Annotated in this window: 24 protein-coding genes; 17 read left to right on the top strand and 7 right to left on the bottom strand. The window is 35.4% G+C overall.

What is annotated here, in order from left to right; all coding sequences use genetic code 11:
* Nucleotides 1-68: 68 nt before the first annotated feature.
* Nucleotides 69-740, bottom strand: a complete 672-nt coding sequence (locus CER22_RS01695) for an SIMPL domain-containing protein (RefSeq protein ID WP_060488353.1) — start codon at nucleotides 738-740, stop codon at nucleotides 69-71.
* A 159-nt stretch (nucleotides 741-899) separates the two neighbouring features.
* On the opposite strand from CER22_RS01695, the gene CER22_RS01690 reads away from it, so the two are divergent.
* Nucleotides 900-1,319: a MarR family winged helix-turn-helix transcriptional regulator gene (locus CER22_RS01690; RefSeq protein ID WP_001003308.1), complete on the top strand. Its 420-nt coding sequence runs from the start codon at nucleotides 900-902 to the stop codon at nucleotides 1,317-1,319.
* A gap of 102 nt (nucleotides 1,320-1,421) precedes the next feature.
* Nucleotides 1,422-1,967, top strand: a complete 546-nt coding sequence (locus CER22_RS01680; RefSeq protein ID WP_000820916.1) for a hypothetical protein — start codon at nucleotides 1,422-1,424, stop codon at nucleotides 1,965-1,967.
* Nucleotides 1,968-1,984: 17 nt separating this feature from the next.
* Here CER22_RS01680 and CER22_RS01675 read toward each other — a convergent pair whose 3' ends face one another.
* From CER22_RS01675 to CER22_RS01655, 5 genes are read right to left on the bottom strand one after another with little or no spacing between them, the layout of a single operon-like run.
* On the bottom strand, nucleotides 1,985-3,049 hold the full coding sequence (locus tag CER22_RS01675) for an ABC-2 transporter permease (protein WP_088608114.1): 1,065 nt from the start codon (nucleotides 3,047-3,049) through the stop codon (nucleotides 1,985-1,987).
* A 38-nt stretch (nucleotides 3,050-3,087) separates the two neighbouring features.
* Entirely contained in the window at nucleotides 3,088-4,152 is a 1,065-nt protein-coding gene (locus CER22_RS01670) for an ABC transporter permease subunit (RefSeq protein WP_088608113.1), read from the bottom strand.
* A gap of 12 nt (nucleotides 4,153-4,164) precedes the next feature.
* The gene (locus CER22_RS01665) at nucleotides 4,165-5,226 is read right to left on the bottom strand and encodes an ABC transporter permease subunit (protein WP_088608112.1); all 1,062 of its coding nucleotides are present in this window, start codon (nucleotides 5,224-5,226) and stop codon (nucleotides 4,165-4,167) included.
* On the bottom strand, nucleotides 5,216-6,097 hold the full coding sequence (locus CER22_RS01660; RefSeq protein ID WP_087985125.1) for an ABC transporter ATP-binding protein: 882 nt from the start codon (nucleotides 6,095-6,097) through the stop codon (nucleotides 5,216-5,218). Before CER22_RS01660 ends, CER22_RS01665 begins: the two co-directional genes overlap by 11 nt.
* The gene (locus tag CER22_RS01655) at nucleotides 6,063-6,482 is read right to left on the bottom strand and encodes a GntR family transcriptional regulator (protein ID WP_046957464.1); all 420 of its coding nucleotides are present in this window, start codon (nucleotides 6,480-6,482) and stop codon (nucleotides 6,063-6,065) included. The genes CER22_RS01660 and CER22_RS01655 overlap by 35 nt, the downstream gene beginning before the upstream one ends.
* Nucleotides 6,483-6,648: 166 nt before the next feature.
* Between CER22_RS01655 and dacF the strand changes: the two genes are divergently transcribed.
* The 14 genes from dacF to CER22_RS01580 all read left to right on the top strand — a co-directional run bounded on the left by dacF (nucleotide 6,649) and on the right by CER22_RS01580 (nucleotide 17,271).
* Nucleotides 6,649-7,839 (top strand): serine-type D-Ala-D-Ala carboxypeptidase DacF, encoded by a 1,191-nt coding sequence (dacF, locus tag CER22_RS01645; protein WP_000831992.1) that lies wholly within the window; start codon nucleotides 6,649-6,651, stop codon nucleotides 7,837-7,839.
* Between the two features lie 170 nt (nucleotides 7,840-8,009).
* Nucleotides 8,010-8,360: an anti-sigma F factor antagonist gene (gene spoIIAA / locus CER22_RS01640; protein WP_000059133.1), complete on the top strand. Its 351-nt coding sequence runs from the start codon at nucleotides 8,010-8,012 to the stop codon at nucleotides 8,358-8,360.
* The gene (gene spoIIAB, locus CER22_RS01635; RefSeq protein WP_048546248.1) at nucleotides 8,361-8,801 is read left to right on the top strand and encodes an anti-sigma F factor; all 441 of its coding nucleotides are present in this window, start codon (nucleotides 8,361-8,363) and stop codon (nucleotides 8,799-8,801) included.
* A 12-nt stretch (nucleotides 8,802-8,813) separates the two neighbouring features.
* Nucleotides 8,814-9,572, top strand: a complete 759-nt coding sequence (gene sigF, locus CER22_RS01630) for an RNA polymerase sporulation sigma factor SigF (RefSeq protein ID WP_000350733.1) — start codon at nucleotides 8,814-8,816, stop codon at nucleotides 9,570-9,572.
* 137 nt (nucleotides 9,573-9,709) lie between these two features.
* Entirely contained in the window at nucleotides 9,710-11,236 is a 1,527-nt protein-coding gene (locus tag CER22_RS01625; protein WP_000450092.1) for a sodium-dependent transporter, read from the top strand.
* Entirely contained in the window at nucleotides 11,236-11,334 is a 99-nt protein-coding gene (locus CER22_RS01620; protein ID WP_000016829.1) for a methionine/alanine import family NSS transporter small subunit, read from the top strand. Before CER22_RS01625 ends, CER22_RS01620 begins: the two co-directional genes overlap by 1 nt.
* A 116-nt stretch (nucleotides 11,335-11,450) precedes the next feature.
* Entirely contained in the window at nucleotides 11,451-12,071 is a 621-nt protein-coding gene (spoVAA, locus tag CER22_RS01615) for a stage V sporulation protein SpoVAA (protein WP_087985124.1), read from the top strand.
* Complete coding sequence (spoVAB, locus tag CER22_RS01610) at nucleotides 12,064-12,480, top strand: stage V sporulation protein SpoVAB (RefSeq protein WP_000572948.1); 417 nt, start codon at nucleotides 12,064-12,066, stop codon at nucleotides 12,478-12,480. Before spoVAA ends, spoVAB begins: the two co-directional genes overlap by 8 nt.
* Nucleotides 12,481-12,494: 14 nt before the next feature.
* Entirely contained in the window at nucleotides 12,495-12,953 is a 459-nt protein-coding gene (spoVAC, locus tag CER22_RS01605; protein ID WP_000147730.1) for a stage V sporulation protein AC, read from the top strand.
* A 13-nt stretch (nucleotides 12,954-12,966) separates the two neighbouring features.
* On the top strand, nucleotides 12,967-13,983 hold the full coding sequence (gene spoVAD, locus CER22_RS01600; RefSeq protein WP_088608111.1) for a stage V sporulation protein AD: 1,017 nt from the start codon (nucleotides 12,967-12,969) through the stop codon (nucleotides 13,981-13,983).
* A gap of 3 nt (nucleotides 13,984-13,986) precedes the next feature.
* On the top strand, nucleotides 13,987-14,337 hold the full coding sequence (gene spoVAE, locus CER22_RS01595; protein WP_000345909.1) for a stage V sporulation protein AE: 351 nt from the start codon (nucleotides 13,987-13,989) through the stop codon (nucleotides 14,335-14,337).
* 5 nt (nucleotides 14,338-14,342) lie between these two features.
* Entirely contained in the window at nucleotides 14,343-14,912 is a 570-nt protein-coding gene (locus tag CER22_RS01590; protein ID WP_001254416.1) for a stage V sporulation protein AE, read from the top strand.
* Nucleotides 14,899-16,371, top strand: a complete 1,473-nt coding sequence (spoVAF, locus tag CER22_RS01585) for a spore germination protein SpoVAF (protein WP_087985122.1) — start codon at nucleotides 14,899-14,901, stop codon at nucleotides 16,369-16,371. The genes CER22_RS01590 and spoVAF overlap by 14 nt, the downstream gene beginning before the upstream one ends.
* A gap of 96 nt (nucleotides 16,372-16,467) precedes the next feature.
* Nucleotides 16,468-17,271 (top strand): Cof-type HAD-IIB family hydrolase, encoded by an 804-nt coding sequence (locus tag CER22_RS01580; RefSeq protein WP_002008448.1) that lies wholly within the window; start codon nucleotides 16,468-16,470, stop codon nucleotides 17,269-17,271.
* A 31-nt stretch (nucleotides 17,272-17,302) separates the two neighbouring features.
* On the opposite strand, the gene CER22_RS01575 is transcribed toward CER22_RS01580, so the two are convergent.
* Nucleotides 17,303-18,169, bottom strand: coding sequence for a DUF1002 domain-containing protein (locus tag CER22_RS01575; RefSeq protein ID WP_088608110.1), 867 nt, complete (start codon nucleotides 18,167-18,169; stop codon nucleotides 17,303-17,305).
* A 187-nt stretch (nucleotides 18,170-18,356) separates the two neighbouring features.
* On the opposite strand from CER22_RS01575, the gene CER22_RS01570 reads away from it, so the two are divergent.
* Complete coding sequence (locus CER22_RS01570) at nucleotides 18,357-18,794, top strand: peptidylprolyl isomerase (RefSeq protein ID WP_000853789.1); 438 nt, start codon at nucleotides 18,357-18,359, stop codon at nucleotides 18,792-18,794.
* Nucleotides 18,795-19,032: the final 238 nt, after the last annotated feature.

Here is a 19,032-nt window from a genome sequence, read left to right as displayed (position 1 = left end):
TTATTATATCAGAACATCATGTTTTTACAACAAGGAAAATGATAACGTTTACTTATAAAAGAAATTATTTATAAATACGTAAAAATGGCTCGTATTGTTGAAATGATTTCTAATTCTCCTGATTGAATGGGCGGAGCTGCTTGCGCATGTAAAGTAGCATAGGACGTCACTTCCCGTGGTAATTGGGCGGATTCTTCAACGAATGAGAGTGGAACTGGATTAATGTTTAAATTGTATGTACTCGCAATAGCACGAGCTTTTTCTACCGCTTGTTGCAGAGCTTGAATAAGAGCTTGCTCATAATATTTATTTGGATGAGATATTCGAAAACGTAACCCTTTTGCTAAGTTTGCTCCATTTGAAACGGCTATATCATATACTTCCCCTGCTTTTTGTACATTTAAAACGGTAATTTCATACAAATGTTCCACACGATATCCTTGTAGTAATGCTTTATCATTTACATATTCGTACTGGGGCGTAATCGTATATGAAATGGTTTCTATATTTTTTTCGGCAATACCTAGTTGTTTTAGTGCATCCAATAATTGTTTTGATTGCACTGCATTCTCTTCTTGTGCCTGTTTTACATTTTTATGATCTGTACGAATACCAATCGTTAATATAACAACATTTGGTTTTGCTTTTATAACGCCTTCACCTTGCACCGTAATGGTAGCTTCTTTACCAGTATTAGCTGTACGTACGTTGTGTAAATAAGGATTCATTCCACCTTGCATCTTCCATCACCATCCTTATTTATATGTATATGTGTGAACAAAAAAGAAATTTGTATGAAAAAGTTACATAAATGAGAATGTTAAAGAAAGAAAGCATATACAATAAGGGTATTTATAGATTATAATATGTGTAAATATGATAAAAAAGGGACGAGGCTAGTGAACGAAAAAAGAGAAACACTGATTTTAGAGTTATCCGGATCATTTCGAAAGATGATACGTTTATTACAAAATGATATTAATACACGTTTTGCAGAACATATGCCATACAATGAATTTTCTGTATTACGCGCGTTATTTTTAAAGAGTCCACAGATGGCTTCGCAAATTGCGAGTGAAGTAAACGTAACCTCTAGTCATATTACAGCTGTTACTGATCGTCTCGTACGAAAAGGGTTTGTAGAAAGAAAGCGTTCAAATTCAGACCGTCGTATCGTGTACCTAGAAATTACAGAACACGGAAGAGAAGTAACTGAAAAACTTGAAGCTGTGCGTAAAGAATATTATAAAGAGAAATTTAAAGGTTGGAGCGACCAAGAAATCGAAATGGTGTTAGAGCTATTTGGCCGCGTATTATAATAAATGAGGATAGGAAGCGAAAGCTTTCCTATCCTTTTTCTTTTGAATAAAAACATTTTGAAACTCCAATACTTTAATTAAAAAGAATCGGAGTGAAAAATTATGAAACGTATTTGTATGCTTTTCATTATGATTGGAAGTTTTTTCTGCTTTAATCAATTCGTGGACGCTGCAACGCCTCTTCAAGTCGTTCAGAAAGAATTACAACATATTTCAAATAAGCAACCTGTTTTATATTCAAAACTATGGATTCGTTCTATGCAGAATGCTATTTTATTTCATCATAGTGATAACATTCGGCATGAAGATACGATAAGCAATGTGACAAAGTCTTCTCTTATAAAAGTAAAACAACTTCCACTTCAGAAAGCATCACAGTACATCCCGAGATTATCGCAATATATTTCTAAGTTTGAAGCTGAGAATGTGCAAGTGTATTATGTTGCAGCTCGTTATGAAGTGAAAAAAGAAAATCCGTATCAGTTAAATGGAATGAATTATTTTATGCAAGTGTTTATTCAACAAGGGGGAGAATGGAGAATTGCTGAAAGCATAGTCGCTCCAACAGATCAAATCGTGGCAAATGGTGACGGCTTTGGAACGAAGCAAGAAAAAGAGTATGGGAAAAGAAGAGAGAATGTGAAATAACCTCCTTTTGAAGGAGGTTATTTCGTGCGAAGTAAAAATTTTTTATTTATGAAATAGTTAAGTACTACATAGCTAAATACTCCTATTATTATGAATCCAGCGTAATAACTTAATATTGGATCGTTTTTTTCACCTGTTAACCAGCCTCCTAATAGTGCGAAACATATCGTGACACACGGTATAAATAGACGTTGTAGTTTAGTGAATAATAATAGTTTACCGTTATTTTCATTTTTTGTCCGATTATAGAAAAATACTCCTAATGGTAAAAGAAAAAGAATATATAGAATCGGAGTGATAAGTTTCCAGGTGGGCTGGAATTGGTGTTGCACCGTAACGGATTCTTTTAGATTATTAATGTTTACTTCTTTTACTTTTGGATTAAATGTATAAGATATATAAGTATTATTAGTAGGTGCAAAAACTTCAATGTTCTCTACATATGATGTGTAATTCGCTTTCTTAAGGAAAAATTCAGTTGTAGATATATTTGTGTGAATCCAAGTGAAATGAAACAGCAACATGCTTAGTCCAGATGGTAATATAATAAAAACTAAGCTTAATATACTATGTGAAATGACATTACCAGCAATTGTTCCTATAAAAATTGCTATTGTAAAAATCGCAATCCATGTAATGGTAACATAACATAATAATGTAAGTATTGGCCCGAAGGATTGATATTGGTTAAACAGATTAACCGTTAGGATAAAATACATTAAGATGATATTAAGGCTCATTATGAATATAATTACAATTGTCCCGAACAGCCATTTAGAAAGAAAAAGTTCTTTTCTCGTGAATGGCATTGCGAATAACAGATGATCTGTTTGATTTCGTTTTTCCCAACTTATTAATGAACAAGCGAGTAATATGAAAGTTGGAATGAAGGGGATGATAAGAGTATCCCCATTTAAACTATAGCTGAAATAGTTATCTTGGTTTGCTGAAAGACTTGTTAGTTGAATCTGTAAATCATTAAAATAGCTAATAGGTAAAAACCAAAAACTACTACAAGCAAAGAGTAAAAGAATGTACTTACTTTGCTTGTAATGATGTAACCATAAAGCCTTATAAAACATGTTATTCCTCCAATGCCCAACATGTGATTATGTTGAATTTAGTTAATATTCCAAGTAAACTTCCATTTTAATATTTTTGGCAGGAAGAAATACATAATTAAACTAGTAACTAAAAATCCGATGTAAAAGCTGGACAATGAATGCGCGCGACTTAGCATTAAGCCTCCAACGATTCCACCAAAGAAAATCGCACAAGCCATAACTACTTTTTGTAGTTTCGGATACAATAAGTAGTTACCATTTCGCTCATTGACTGAACGGGCATATAAATATATACCGAGTGATAATAAAATAATAATATGTGCAATAGGTGCAATCAATGTTTTTGCCGGCGGGATTGTTGTAAAGTTTGGTTCATTATGACGTACTCCATCCTTATCAGTATAAGCGTTTTGAGGATCGTAATTAAAGCTAATAGTAAACTCTTCTGCTGGACCAGAAATACGTATGTTTTCCATAATATCATGTATACTGCCATTGTTCTCATGAAAGTCGGCATTCGAGTGAACAGCAATGACTCCTGATATTAGAGATGGAAGTAACACTGGGAAGATTAATATAGCTGCAGTAAGAAATCCTTGCGATATAATATTCCCTGCAATTGTACCTACACATAAGGTAAGTGTATAAATAGCGATTAATACAATTAACATGTATATAAAGTAACTATGAAAAGGGGAAAATACTTGATATTTATTATGAAAAGTTAACTTTTTCATAATAGCAAATAGCCCCCAGTTTAAAACGACAACAGCGGCGATATTACAGATTCCAAACAACCACTTTGTTATATAAAGGTGTGAACGTTTAAATGGCATAGACCATAACAAGTCGCTAGCGTTATTTTGTCTTTCCCATCCAATTAACGTACAAGCTAGAACGATTAGCACACTACCTAACAGCATGATAGAATCTAGAAGTGTTAAATCAAAACTGTAATGATATATAACTTTCCATTTTTTATTCATATTTAGAAAATATTGCTGTTGAATAGAAGTCATATAGTATTTATATGACAAAGTATAGAAGCTGACGAGCCAAAATAACCATACAACATATTTACTTTGTTGATATGTTCTTAGCCATAGTGCTTTTTGAAACATAGGATCTCTCCTTTAAAAAACTTTATAATTTGTTAGGCGTGATAATACAACATAAGTAATGATTCCAGCGAGAAACAAACTGATATAGTAGTTAGGTAAGAAATAAAATTGATTTATTTTATAGCCACCTAGTAATGCAAAGTAAATGGTTGTCCCCCATATCCATATTTTTAAATGTTTTTGGAAAATAAATATCTTTTGAGTGTTTTCATTTGGTGATCTTGTATATAAATATGCGCCAAGTAGTAAGTAAAATATTGTATAAAAAATCGGGACCAATATGGATTTAGCTGAATAATATCTATAAGATGCTGGATCTCTTAAAGTGTTTGGATCGTTTTCTTTTTTACGTGATTTTGGATCATAATCGTAATAAATAGAAAAATTATATATTGGTGCAACAATATTTGTTTTATTATTTATTTCAGAAAGACTTTCATATAAGTGAGAGTTTCTATTATTTTGAACATTTAAATGATTTATTGTAAAATTGTACAGCAATGAAATAAATGTAAGACCCATTAGTAACCAAGGAATACAAAAAACAACTTGTGAAACAACGCTTCCAGTAAAGGCACCGATACATAATGCAGCTGTATATACTGCAACATATGAAACAATTGCATAAAGAAAGTATCGATGAAATGGCCCGAATGATTGATAATCAAAATGAATCGTTGTTCTATAAATAAAGTACATAAGAATCCAGTTTACAAGGAGAGACCCAATAATCCAAAATGAACCGAAAGCCCATTTAGATAAGAAAACATCTTTTCTTTTAAATGGCATTGTTAAAAGTAGTGCATTAGACTGGCTGCTACGTTCCCACCCTATTAATAGACAAGCAATAGAAATAATAAGGATAGTTATCCAAAAACTATTACCTGTATTTGACCAAAAAGCATAATCATAATAGAACGTTCCCTTTTCATGTAATTTATAATAATTAGCAAGTTGTTGCTGAGCTGCTTTATAGTATCCGAAAGATAGAAGATAAAGTGTATAAAAGAAGAACAGTAGTACAGCATATTTCCCGCGTTTCCAATTCCACGTCCACAACGCCTTATGAAACATAACCATCCTCCTCTAGTGTCGTAACGAAGACATCTTCAAGTGACATTGTTAATTCTTCAATGAGTATAGGTTGTTCTTTATAAAACTTCTCCAATGTTGCAGCCACATTTCCCTCAATTAAGATTGTATATACTTTTCCTGTTTGATTTAATATTTTAATATTGCTTAAGTTTTCTAGTTTTTGAGGTAATGAACGTTCGTAAGCTACTTGTATTTTTGCAAATCGTGATTTGGCATCGTCTAGTGATGTAATAGACGAGATAGTATGGCCTTTTAATATAATAATTGTATCTGCAATTTGTTCCACTTCATCTAAATGGTGAGTTGAGATGAAAATGGTAATCTCTTTTTCTGCCACTTCTCCAACGAGAAACTGTAAAATCTGCCTTTTAACGATAGGATCAAGTCCGTTTGTCGGTTCATCCAAAATGATATATTCTGCTTTTGTAGAAACGGCTAAAATGATGGCAAGCAATGCTTTCATCCCTTTTGAATAACTACGAATTCGTTTGTTTGGTAAGTTAAAACGTTCTAACAGTTCATAGAAATATGCTTCATCAAATGCGTTATAAACTTCTTTATAAAACTTTACAATTTCTTTTACCGTATATCCGTTCAATATGTTAGTAGAATCCGGAACATATACGATTTTTTGCTTTATTTCAGGACAATGATGAATGTTTGTATCCTCATATGTAACAGTCCCTGCATCAGGGTCTAAAATGCCGACCATCGTTCGTAATAAAGTTGTTTTGCCCGCACCGTTTCTTCCAAGTAATCCGATGATACTTCCTTTTTGTAATGTGAAAGAAACATCGTCTAAAATTGTTTGATTATCAATTGTTTTCTTGAGGCTTGTCACTTTCAGCATCCGTATTTCCTCCAATCTCTTTATAGTATGAATCTATCCAATCATGAATTTTATCTTTCGTAATACCAAGATAAGAGGCTTCTAATAGTAATTGATGAAATTGCTTTTCAACCATAGCGATTTTCCTTTCGTCTAATGTTGGGGTAATCGATTGGGATACAAATGTTCCTTTTCCTCGTAATGTTTCAATAATCCCTTGTCGCTCTAACTCTTGATACGCTTTACTCACTGTATTTGGATTTATAACGAGTAAAGAAGCGAGTTCGCGTACAGAAGGAAGTTTATCACTTGGAGCTAACATGTTTTTCAATACGAGTTCTTTTATATTTTGAACAATTTGTTCCCATATCGGAGTGTTGCTTCTTGGATCAAGTTGAATATGCAAGAGCAATGTCTCCTTTCTGACTTGTATTAAGTGTACTACTGTATGTAGTACGCTTAATACAATATAGGTGATGAATATATTTGTCAACTGAAAATATTAGAAAAATATGGTATTAAAAAATAATAAATTGGAAAAAATAGGTTTGATATAGAATGGAGGGTTAGTCATGAAGCGAGTTTTTGGAATACTTGTTTGTTTCATGTTATTGCTTTCTGGTACTTCAGTTAGTTTCGCACAATCTGAGAAGACGAAGCAGGAAAAAACAGAAGAAACAACGCCGAAGTTAGCGGAACAAGCGTCATCAGCAATTGTAATTGAACAAGATACAGGTAAAGTTTTGTTTGATAAAAATCCAAATGAGAAGTTACCACCTGCTAGTATGACGAAGATTATGACAATGCTATTAATTATGGAACAAGTTGAAAAAGGAAAACTAAAACTGACCGATAAAGTTAGAGCAAGTGAGCATGCAGCTTCAATGGGTGGATCACAAATCTTTTTAGAGCCTGGAGAAGAGATGACTGTAAATGAAATGCTAAAAGGTATTGCTATTGCATCTGGAAATGATGCGTCTGTTGCAGTAGCGGAGCATATCGCGGGTTCAGAAGAAGGTTTTGTAAATATGATGAACAAAAAAGCGAAAGATTTAGGACTGAAAAATACTCATTTTCAAAATCCAACAGGTCTTCCGGCTAAAGACCATTATTCCACAGCAAATGATATGGCTATAATGGCAAAAGAATTAATGAAGTACCCACTTATTCGCAAATATACAGGTAAATACGAAGACTATTTACGAGAAGATACGGATAAGAAGTTTTGGCTCGTGAATACGAATAAGTTAGTACGTTTTTATCCTGGAGTAGATGGTGTGAAAACGGGCTTTACGACAGAAGCAAAATATTGTTTAACAGCATCGGCTGAAAAAAATGGCATGCGTGTTATTTCAGTTGTTATGGGAGCACCTACATCGAAAGAACGGAATAATCAAGTAACAAAGCTTCTTGACTATGCATTTGGACAATATATGACAAAGAAATTGTATACACGTGGCGAAAAAATTAAGACTGTACAAGTAGGAAAAGGGAAAAAAGAAAAAGTAGATTTAGTTGCGTCAGACAATGTGTCTCTTCTTATGAAGAAGGGCGAAAATATGGACAAAGTAAAGCAAGAAGTAATTGCTGAAAAGAAAGTGAAAGCGCCGATTAAAAAAGGTGACGCGCTTGGTACACTTGTTATTAAAAAAGATAAAGATGTTTTATTAAAACAAACAATTGTAGCAAAAGAAGATGTTGCTGCAGCGAGCTGGTGGGAGTTATTTAAAAGAAGTTTTGGGATGTTTTCAACATCAAAATAGCGGCAAACATTTTGCCGCTTTTCTATTCGTATGAAAGTAAATAATTGCCGAATGTTTTCACTTTATGGCGAAATAGTTCTTCTTTTGTCAGCAGGAAGGATTCTTATGTTGTATCACGAAAATCTTTATGTATGTAAATGAGTAAAGTTTGAGCATAAGGAGGAAATCGTGTGAGTCTTTCCATGCAATTAGAAGTAAAGCGTGACGTCCTATGTGTGAGACTAGCGGGTGAATTAGATCATCATACTGCTGAAGAGTTGCGAACGAAAGTAACAGATATGATTGAGACACATGGTGTTCATCATATTGTTTTGAGCCTAGAGAACTTATCGTTTATGGATAGTTCTGGTTTAGGTGTTATATTAGGCCGATATAAGCATGTAAAGGGATTAGGTGGAGAAATGGTTGTTTGTGCAATTTCACCGCCTGTTAAGCGTTTATTTGAAATGTCGGGCTTATTTAAAATTGTTCGCTTAGAAGAAAGTGAAGCGCATGCGCTCGCGACGTTGGGGGTGGCATAAATGAGAAATGAAATGAACCTTCAATTTTCAGCATTAAGTCAAAATGAATCATTCGCTCGCGTTACAGTAGCTGCTTTCATTGCGCAACTAGATCCAACGATGGAAGAACTTACGGAGATTAAAACAGTTGTGTCAGAAGCAGTTACGAATGCAATTATTCATGGATACGATGGAAATGCAGAAGGTGTTGTTTATATTTCTGTAATTTTGGAAGAAGCAATGGTGAAACTCACGATTCGAGATGAAGGGATTGGCATCTTTGATTTAGATGAAGCAAGACAACCCCTTTTTACAACTAAACCTGAATTAGAGCGTTCCGGAATGGGATTTACTATCATGGAAAATTTTATGGATGAAGTAGAAGTTATTTCAAACGAATCTTTCGGGACAACAATCCATTTGACAAAATACTTATCAAATAGTAACGCTCTATGCAATTAAGGAGAATAGCCTATGGACATAGAGGTCAAAAATGAGAAGAAGAAACCTCAGTTAAAGGACCACGAGCTAAAAGCGTTAATTCAACAAAGTCAAGATGGAGATCAACAAGCGAGAGATACAATCGTTCAAAGTAATATGCGTCTCGTATGGTCGGTTGTGCAGCGTTTTCTTAATCGAGGATACGAACCAGACGATTTATTTCAAATTGGATGTATTGGGCTCTTAAAATCGGTAGATAAATTTGATTTATCTTTCGACGTGAAATTTTCAACATATGCAGTTCCAATGATTATTGGAGAAATACAACGATTTTTACGTGATGATGGATCAGTGAAAGTAAGTAGATCTTTAAAAGAAACAGGAAATAAAATTCGAAAGATGAGAGACGAGCTTTCGAAAGAATTCGGAAGGGCACCAACAATTAACGAAGTAGCCGAAGCGTTAGAACTAACGCCAGAAGAAGTGGTTCTGGCGCAAGAAGCGAGTCGTGCTCCTTCATCCATACATGAAACGGTGTATGAAAACGATGGAGATCCAATCACTATTTTAGATCAAATTGCTGATCAATCTGAAACGAAATGGTTTGATAAAATTGCTTTAAAAGAAGCAATTAGAGAATTAGATGATCGAGAACGTTTAATTGTATATTTACGCTATTATAAAGACCAAACCCAATCAGAAGTAGCGGAGCGCATAGGTATTTCGCAAGTACAAGTTTCAAGACTTGAAAAGAAAATATTAAAACAGATGAAAGATCGAATAGATGAGTAGCTATCTATTCGATTTTTTTTATGACTTTAATTTAGTAGGGATTGTAAACTTTCGTAAGAATTAACAGAATTTATTGATAATTTAGTAAATTTAAAATATAATCCAAGTATGAACTTGTCACAAAGGGGGAAGGAAATATGGAAACGAGGCAACAATGGGGAACGAGGGCCGGATTCATTTTCGCAGCGGTCGGCTCTGCCGTTGGATTAGGAAACATATGGCGTTTTCCTTATACAGCGTATGAAAATGGGGGAGGCGCATTCTTTTTACCGTACTTATTCGCATTATTAACGACTGGTATTTCATTATTGGCGTTTGAATTTGCTCTTGGGCATCGTCATCGTGGTTCGGCGCCACTTACATTCTTCCGTATTAGTCCGCGTGCTGAATTTATCGGATGGTGGCAAATGTGTGTAACGTTTATCGTTTCAACATATTATGCAGTAATTATTGCTTGGTCTATTTCCTATACGTACTTTGCAATTACTGGAGCATGGGGGAAAGACACGCAATCATTTTTATTTAAAGAGTATTTGCATGTTGCAGATAAGCCTGGACAGTTTGGAGGGCTCGTACCGGAAGTATTAATTCCATTAGCTCTCGTTTGGATTATCGTGCTCGGTGTAGCATTTAAAGGAGTTAAAAAAGGAATCGAAGTTGTTAATCGTATTTTCATCCCTTTATTAGTTGTTATGTTCCTTATTATCGTAGTTCGTGCAGTGACGATGGAAGGTGCAATGCAAGGGTTGGATGCATTCTTCAAACCAGATTGGAGTCGTATTTTTGATGGGAAAGTATGGCTTGCTGCTTATGGTCAAATTTTCTTTAGCTTATCTTTAGCATTTGGAATTATGATTACGTATTCTAGTTATTTACCGAAAAACTCAGATACAACAAATAATGCCTTTATTACTGGCTTTGCAAACTCAGGATTTGAATTGTTAGCTGGGATTGGGGTCTTTGCAGCTCTTGGATTTATGGCAAATAATATGGGAGTACCAGTTGATAAAGTAGCAAGTGCTGGTGTAGGACTTGCATTCGTAGTATTCCCGCAAATCATTAATGAGTTACCGATGTCACCGTTATTTGGCGTATTATTTTTCTTATCATTAACGGTTGCTGGAATTACATCCCTCATTTCACTTGCGGAAGTATGTTTTGCTGCCGTATCTGAAAAGTTCAGCTTAAGTCGCCAAAAAACAATTGGAATTATGGGGACGCTTCTCGTACTAGTTTCTCTTGTTTTTGCAACACGTGGCGGGCTTATGTTCCTAGATGTTGTTGATTATTTCGCTAATAACTTCGGATTAATTTCAATTGCATTAGCGGAAGTGGTTACGATAGGGCTCATTCTACGCCGTTTACCAGTTTACCAAAATCATGCAAACTTCGTATCTGATATTAAGTTAGGGACGTTTTGGAGAGTAAGTTTACTCGTTATTACCCCGCTTATGTTAGGGTACATGTTAATTGATGGCACAATCCAAAATATTAAAAAGAACTACGGAGATTATCCAACGGAGTTTGTCGTAACATATGGTTGGTCAATTGCAGCAGCCTTCCTTATCGTTGCACTAATCATTAGTATAAAGAAATGGAATGCACAAATACATTCAGATTCTGCTAAGCTTGAAAAAGAATGGAAAGATCGGGGTGTTTCATAATGAGCGGATCAGCGATTATGATGATGGTGATTGGTATGGTAGTCATTTGGGGAGGACTCGCATTAAGTATTGCAAATTTATTTAAGAAAAAGGCATAAACTAAAAAACATCTGTACCGAAACGGTACAGATGTTTTTTTATGAAAAAATTGTATTAGAAAAAAATTCAATAACCATACTACAACTACGAGGAAGAGTGAAGAGGTGAATAGAAATTGGAACAAACAATTTATATTAAAATGCGTAATCGATTAAAAGTTTCTCCTACGTATGAAGTGAAACTACGTGATGTCGCTCAACTTGCCGGAGATACTGAGGTAGTTGAGTCGTTACAGGATGAGGTAGTTTACAAAATAACAGCGCATGATAAGACACATGTTGTAATTGATGTTATGAAAATTATTGAGATTATTAGGCGAAAAGCGGCTCATATACAAATTAATTTACTCGGTTCTGGACAAACTCTTGTTGAAATTATATATGAAAAAAAGAAAGTACATCCGGTTTTCTTCGGGCTTGTATGGTTGTTACTTTTTATTGGAGCGGCTCTTGCGATCATTTATTTCCATGAAGATGTAAGCATGCAACAAGTGCACCAGCGGTTATATTACATGATTACGGGAGAATTTAAGGCGCAGCCACTGCTATTTCAAATTCCTTATTCAGTAGGTCTTGGGTTAGGTATGGTCTTATTTTTTAATCATGTATTTCAAAAGCGAATTAATGAAGAGCCGAGTCCGTTAGAAGTGGAGATGTTCCAATATCAGCAGTCACTTGACCAATATGTAATTGTTCATGAAAACAAGGACAATATGAAACAACTTGCCGATGATTGAGTCTGGGCTTGTTATTTTAATTGGTTTAGCGGGAGGAATTGCAGTGGGTAGCGGATATGTCGCATTTTTAGCTGTACTTGGTATAATCCCCCGTCTAGCTCAATTAACGAGAAGTGGAAAGCACATTCAATATTTTGAGTGGGCAGTTATTGCAGGTACGTTAACAGGAGCTTGGTGTAGTTTGAAAAACATTACATTTCAAACGTCGCAATATTGGCTTGTTATATTAGGAATATTTTGTGGCACATTCATTGGAATGCTTGCAGCCGCATTAACAGAAGTGTTAAATGTTTTACCTATTTTAGCGAAACGAGTAGGGGTAGAAGGGAAAATCGTTGTTTTACTCGTTGCTCTTGTACTTGGCAAAGTAATAGGCTCATTGTTTCACTGGATTTATTTCGTAAAGTAGGAGGCAGTATATAAATGACAGGGCGAAAACTAAAGGATGATTACATAAATAAAGTGAAGGAGTACCATCCAAAACCAAACTATTTCCTAAATTGTGTCAAGGCATTTCTTGTAGGTGGATTCATTTGTACTGTCGGAGAAGTATTGATGAAATTTTATATACATTATTTTCATTTCAGTGAACAAGAGGCAGGAAATCCGACAGTTGCAACGCTTGTATTATTATCGGCGATTTTAACAGGTTGTGGTGTATATGATAAAATCGGTCAATTTGCTGGAGCGGGATCGGCCGTACCTGTTACGGGATTTGCGAATTCTATGGCGAGCGCTGCGCTAGAACATAAGAGTGAAGGAATTGTGCTTGGGGTTGCTACAAATATGTTTAAGCTAGCGGGAAGTGTTATCGTTTTTGGGGTCGTTGGTGCATACGTTATTGGATTAATAAGATATACTTTTAACATTTTTATGTCTTAAAGGAGGGGCTAGTATGAGGTTGACCGGAAAACAAACGTGGGTATTTCAAAATGATATTTATGTGAATGCAACCGGTACTGCTGTCGGTCCAAAAGAAGCTGAGGGCCCTCTTGGGAAGGATTTTGATATTTCATATGATGATTTACATTGCGGAGAGGAAAACTGGGAACTTGCTGAACGAAGGTTAATGTCAGATTCAATTCAACAAGTCTTGCAAAAAGGAAATGTAAAAACATCACAAATTGATTTCTTTTTAGCGGGTGATTTATTAAATCAAACAGTGACAGCAAATTATGTTGCGCGTAAGTGGGGGATTCCCTTTTTAGGGATGTTTAGCGCTTGTGCAACCTCGATGGAGACTTTAGCGGTTGGATCAGCCTTTATAGATGGTGGATTCGCAAATCGTGTTTTAGCGACGGTAAGTAGTCATAATGCAACGGCTGAAAGACAGTTCCGTTATCCAACAGAGTATGGGGGACAAAAACCAGGAACAGCAAATTCCACTGTTACAGGTGCGGGATCCATATTAATTAGTAAAGAAAAAAGTGCTATTAAAATTACGGCAGCTACGATTGGAAAAGTGCAAGATTTAGGGATTGCGAATCCTTTAGATATGGGGTCGGCGATGGCACCTGCTGCTGCTCATACAATTCAACAACACTTTGAAGATTTGAAGAGAAGTGCAGCAGATTATGATTTGATTCTTACCGGTGATTTATCAGCTATTGGGACACCAATAGCAAAACAACTGTTACTGGAAGAAGGTTATGATCTTGGGCATATATATAATGATTGCGGATTAATGATTTATGATCCCGGTCAAGAAGAAGTATTTGCCGGTGGTAGTGGTTGTGCTTGTTCAGCTGTTGTCACATATGGTCATTTATTAAGCGAGATGCAAAAAGGGAATTTACAACGAATTTTTGTCGTTGCTACTGGTGCGTTATTAAGTCCGATGATGATGCAGCAGAAAGAAACCATTCCAACAATTGCACATGGTGTCGTATTTGAGAGAGTGAAGGGAGAGTGAATTGTGGATTTTATATATGCATTTCTTGTAGGAGGCGCCATTTGTGTAATTGGACAGGTATTGTTAGATTTCGCAAAGTTAACACCAGCCCATTTAATGGCTACCTTTGTAGTTATAGGAGCAGTTTTAGATGGATTTGGATTGTACGATAAGCTTATAAAGTTTGCTGGTGCTGGGGCGACAGTTCCTATTACAAGTTTTGGACATTCACTATTACATGGGGCAATGCATGCGGCAGAAAAACACGGATATATTGGGATTGGTATGGGTATGTTTAGTTTAACGTCTGCAGGCATTTCTGCAGCGATATTATTTTCATTTTTTGTAGCACTTATATGTAAACCGAAAGGATAAATCAAATGAGACGAAGGGTTGTTTTGGTCACAGATGGAGATGAATATGCAAAGCGAACAATTGAGCTTTTAACGAAGGAATTTGGGGGAAGGTGTATTTCAGCATCACAAAGTAATCCAACCAAATTGACAGGGAAGAAAGTTGTTGAGCTTATTATGCAAACGCCATATGACCCTGTATTTGTCATGTTTGATGACAGTGGATTTATTGGAGAAGGATCTGGTGAAAAGGCTTTAAAATATGTAGCCACACATAAACAAATTGATGTACTGGGGATTTTGGCAGTAGCGTCTAATACACATCATTGGGAATGGGCACGTGTAGATGTCAGTGTAGATCGAAACGGGAATTTAACCGAATACGGTGTTGATAAATTTGGACTTCCAGATGGTGAAATTGGCAGAATTAGCGGAGATACAATTTATTGTTTAGATGATCTGAATGTTCCTGTCATTGTGGGAGTTGGTGATATTGGTAAGATGTGTGGAAACGATGAATGGGAGAGAGGATCACCTATTACTAGAAAAGCGATTCAATTAATTTTGGAAAGGAGTGGTTTTTATGACGAAGCCTAAAAAAGTGGATATCCCTATTTCATCTTTCATAAGTGATAATGAAAATTACTTAAAGCAAACAGCTGGACTGGGTGTTACATACGACGTTGGCATTCGTAAATTTCAAATTTTAAATAAAGAAATTGGTGTGTTATTTGTAAACGGACTTTGTGATACAAATTATATTATCCCTATTTTAGAAGAAGCGGTGGATACAAATGAGATAAGGGATGTAGAAGAAGATACAGTGAAGCTTTTAGAGAATCGTTTAATCCATCAACAAGTAAGCAAAGTGAAAACGATGGATGAGGTAATGCTCCAAGTATTATCAGGACTTATTGTTATATTTGTGGAAGGTGAAACGGAAGCGTTCGCAATAGATGTTCGCAGCTATCCAGGACGAACACCGACAGAACCTGATACTGAAAAAGTAGTACGCGGTGCGAGGGATGGATTTGTTGAAAATATCGTTGTAAATACAGCGTTAATTCGTAGGAGAATTCGAGATCCACGTCTTCGAAATGAAATGATTCGAGTAGGAGATAGATCCCAAACTGATATTTGTATTACATATGTTCAAGATGTTGCAAATCCAGATTTAGTAAAGATTATAAAGCAAGAATTAAATAACATTGATGTCGATGGAATTACGATGGCGGATAAAACAGTGGAAGAATTTGTTGTAAAGCAAAGCTATAATCCATTCCCGCTTATTCGATATACAGAAAGACCGGATGTAGCGGCGAATCATTTATTAGAAGGACATGTGTTAGTACTAGTTGATACATCACCGAGTGCTATGATTACTCCAACAACATATTTCCACCATTTACAGCATGCGGAAGAGTTTAGACAAAATCCAGCTGTCGGTACATTTTTACGTTGGGTACGCTTTTTAGGTGTCTTATTCTCCTTATTTTTACTACCATTTTGGTTAGTGTTTGTATTTGATCCAACTCTTTTACCAGAAAAACTTGCTTTCATTGGACCGACTAAGATGACACATTTACCAATTCTATTACAGGTGTTGATGGCCGAAATCGGACTTGAGTTTTTAAGGATGGCAGCCATTCATACGCCAACGCCGTTATCTTCTGCTGCAGGGTTAATTTCCGCCATATTAATTGGTCAAATAGCAATCGATGTAGGTTTGTTTGTACCAGAAGTTATTTTGTATGTAGCAGTTTCTATGATCGGTGCATATGCAACACCGAGTTATGAATTAGGATTAGGAAATAAAGTTGGAAAATTGTTTGTTATTATTTTAACAGGTCTCTTCCATGAGATGGGATTTGTAATTGGTATGACGATATTGATTTTATTTTTAACGTCTATAAAAAGTTTACAAACGCCTTATTTATGGCCGTTTTTACCATTTGATTGGGGTGCATTAACAAAAATTCTACTTCGCCCGACGATGTCTAGTTTAAAAGTACGACCAAGTATTGTAAGACCTCAAAATGTAAAAAGACAAAAATAAACGGGATTATACACCCGTTTATTTTTTTAGCAAAAATTTATTGTTTTTTAACAAAAATCAAACATTTTTTGTGTACACTTAGAGTAGATATTGTGTATGGAAGGGGAAGAGGACATGATTAAATTATTTGTAAGTGATTTAGATGATACGCTCGTTTACAATGTGAATCATATGCAAAAAGAAGATGAACGTGCACTTTGTTGGTTAGCTGAAAAAGGGACAAATATTTGTTTTGCCTCTGGCCGCTTTACTCATCGAATTGATGAAGTCGTAAATAGGTTTGCATTCCCGTATTACACAACTAGTTTAAATGGAGCAACGATGTTACTGCCGGATGGAAAAATATTTCATGAATCAAGTTTTGAAGATGGGATTGCCCAGGAAATATATCGATATATCCATAAAAAGGGACTAGCAGATATTGTTTGTGCAAATGAGCAACGGTATACAAAAAGAAAGAATGAACATCATCATACTTTTGAAACGTATATGGGCGTGCATATTGCTGAGATAGAAGCATTAGAAGAGGAATTTGGTAAGACTGTACATCCTGCGAAATTGTTTGTTTTTGGGGAAGAAGAGACAATTGCAGCATTAGATCAAGAGTTACGAGATACATTTCAGAGCGAAGCGGAAGTTTTTATGTCTGGTAAACGCTATGTTGACATTATGCCAAGGGGAGTAAGTAAAGGGAGTGCTTTAAGGCGACTAATGGAACATTTACAAATTGAAGCAAATGAAGTTGCATGCATTGGAGATTCTTTCAATGATATTTCTATGTTTGAAGTAACTCCGCATTCATTTACTCTACATCATGCTCATCCATATGTGAAGAATAAGGCAAATCATATTGTTCGTTCGGTCGAAGAAGCTGTTATGAAATTGCCATTACTTGTATAAAAAAAGAAGCTCGTCACTGACGAGCTTCTTTTTACTTGAATAACGATTTAACAAAATCAATGATACTTGAGAAGAAATCTTTAACTTTATCTAGGAAACCTTGCCCTTCTTCAGATCCTAAAAAGGCAGAAACGTGTTCTTTTGCTTTATTTAACTGACTGCCAACTTGATTCCAATCGATATTAAGATTTTTCATTTTATCAAATAGCGCAACTAAATTATCTAACTGTTCATCCGTTAATGTAATACCAAGTTGATCCGCAATTTTTTTAATTAATGAACGTAAATCTTCAGTCGTTTTTGGCTGTTCTTTGGCAATTTCTTCTTTAATTTTTGCAACAAGTTGAACTGCTTTTTCTTCACCAATTTTATCGCCGAGCTGGGCTGTTTGCACCATTTCTTCATTGGCTACTTTTTTTACTTCCTCAGGAATTGCTTTGTTCGATGTTGTTTCATAGGCTTTCATTAAACCGGTTAAAGCAGCAGTTCCTGAAACTTTAAATGGTGCAGTAATTTGAATTTCTGCATCTTTCACACCTGCTGTAATAAGTGCGTTTGTGTACATTGCATCTGTTATCGAATTAATGTTTTTTGAACGTACAATGAGACCAGAACCTGGCTTTGTGTATGTAATCATAGAAGAGGAAATTGCTCTCGTACCAATTTGGGATTTTGGAACAATCCCTTCTAGAAATTTATGTTCTTCCGCATTAGACACAGTAATGATTGTAGCATCTTTTGGTGCTTTCATTTCTTTTAACAGATCTTGTTTTTGTTGTTCAGACAAGTTTTCTCCTAGTGTAACAATTGATTCTCCTTCGATGATGTCTGCAAACGAAGCTGTTGGCATCATAAATACCGTTACAGCCAATAGCAGAGCTAGTAATTTCGTTTTCACGAAAAATCGCTCCCTTTCTCTTTCTAAAATTTTCGGGCAACACAGTTATTATAGTATATATTTCTTATTTGTCACCTAGCTTTTTCCACATTTCGAAAAAGAAGTATCTAGATTGTCGGATTCTTTTTGTTTCTAGTCATGAATGTGGTAATATAGTGCTGAGATAGTTGAAAGGAGACATATACGTATGAAAACTTTAGGATACATATTAATGGAAAATGGTGAAAAAATCGAGTTAGAATTTTTCCCAGAAGAGGCACCAAAAACAGTAGAAAACTTTAAAAAACTAGCAGAGCAAGGATTTTATGATGGTGTGACATTCCACCGCGTTATTCCTGGCTTCGTAAGCCAAGGTGGAGATCCAACAGGAACAGGTGCAGGTGGCCCAGGTTACTCTATCCCATGTGAAACTGATGGAAATCCTCATAGACACCTTGTAGGTTCACTTTCTATGGCTCATGCTGGCCGTAATACAGGCGGTAGCCAATTCTTTGTTGTTCATGAGCCACAACCGCATTTAGATGGTGTACATACTGTATTCGGTAAAGCAACAAGCGGTATTGAAACAGTATTAAACATGCGTCAAGGCGATGTAATGAAAGAAGTTAAAGTTTGGGAAGAATAAGTTAATGGGAAAAGAGAGCTATGGCTCTCTTTTTTGTTTTTTAATAGGAACGGGTATTTCGTTTGCAGTACATGATACAAGTAGTACTGTTATTGTAGCGAAAATATGGCGCTTATAAGAACAAAATTTTAACAAATTACATAGAATACATTAGATTTCATGTTTCAATAAATATTTTTATTACATTAATTTTGCTAGAATTCATTTGCTCTCAGGTGATGAATATTGGAGTGGTAAT

The organism is Bacillus sp. K2I17 (assembly GCF_002209985.1).
Lineage (GTDB): Bacteria > Bacillota > Bacilli > Bacillales > Bacillaceae_G > Bacillus_A > Bacillus_A wiedmannii.
The sequence above is the reverse complement of the archived record's forward strand: the minus strand, read 5'-3'. Positions and strand labels throughout refer to the sequence as shown.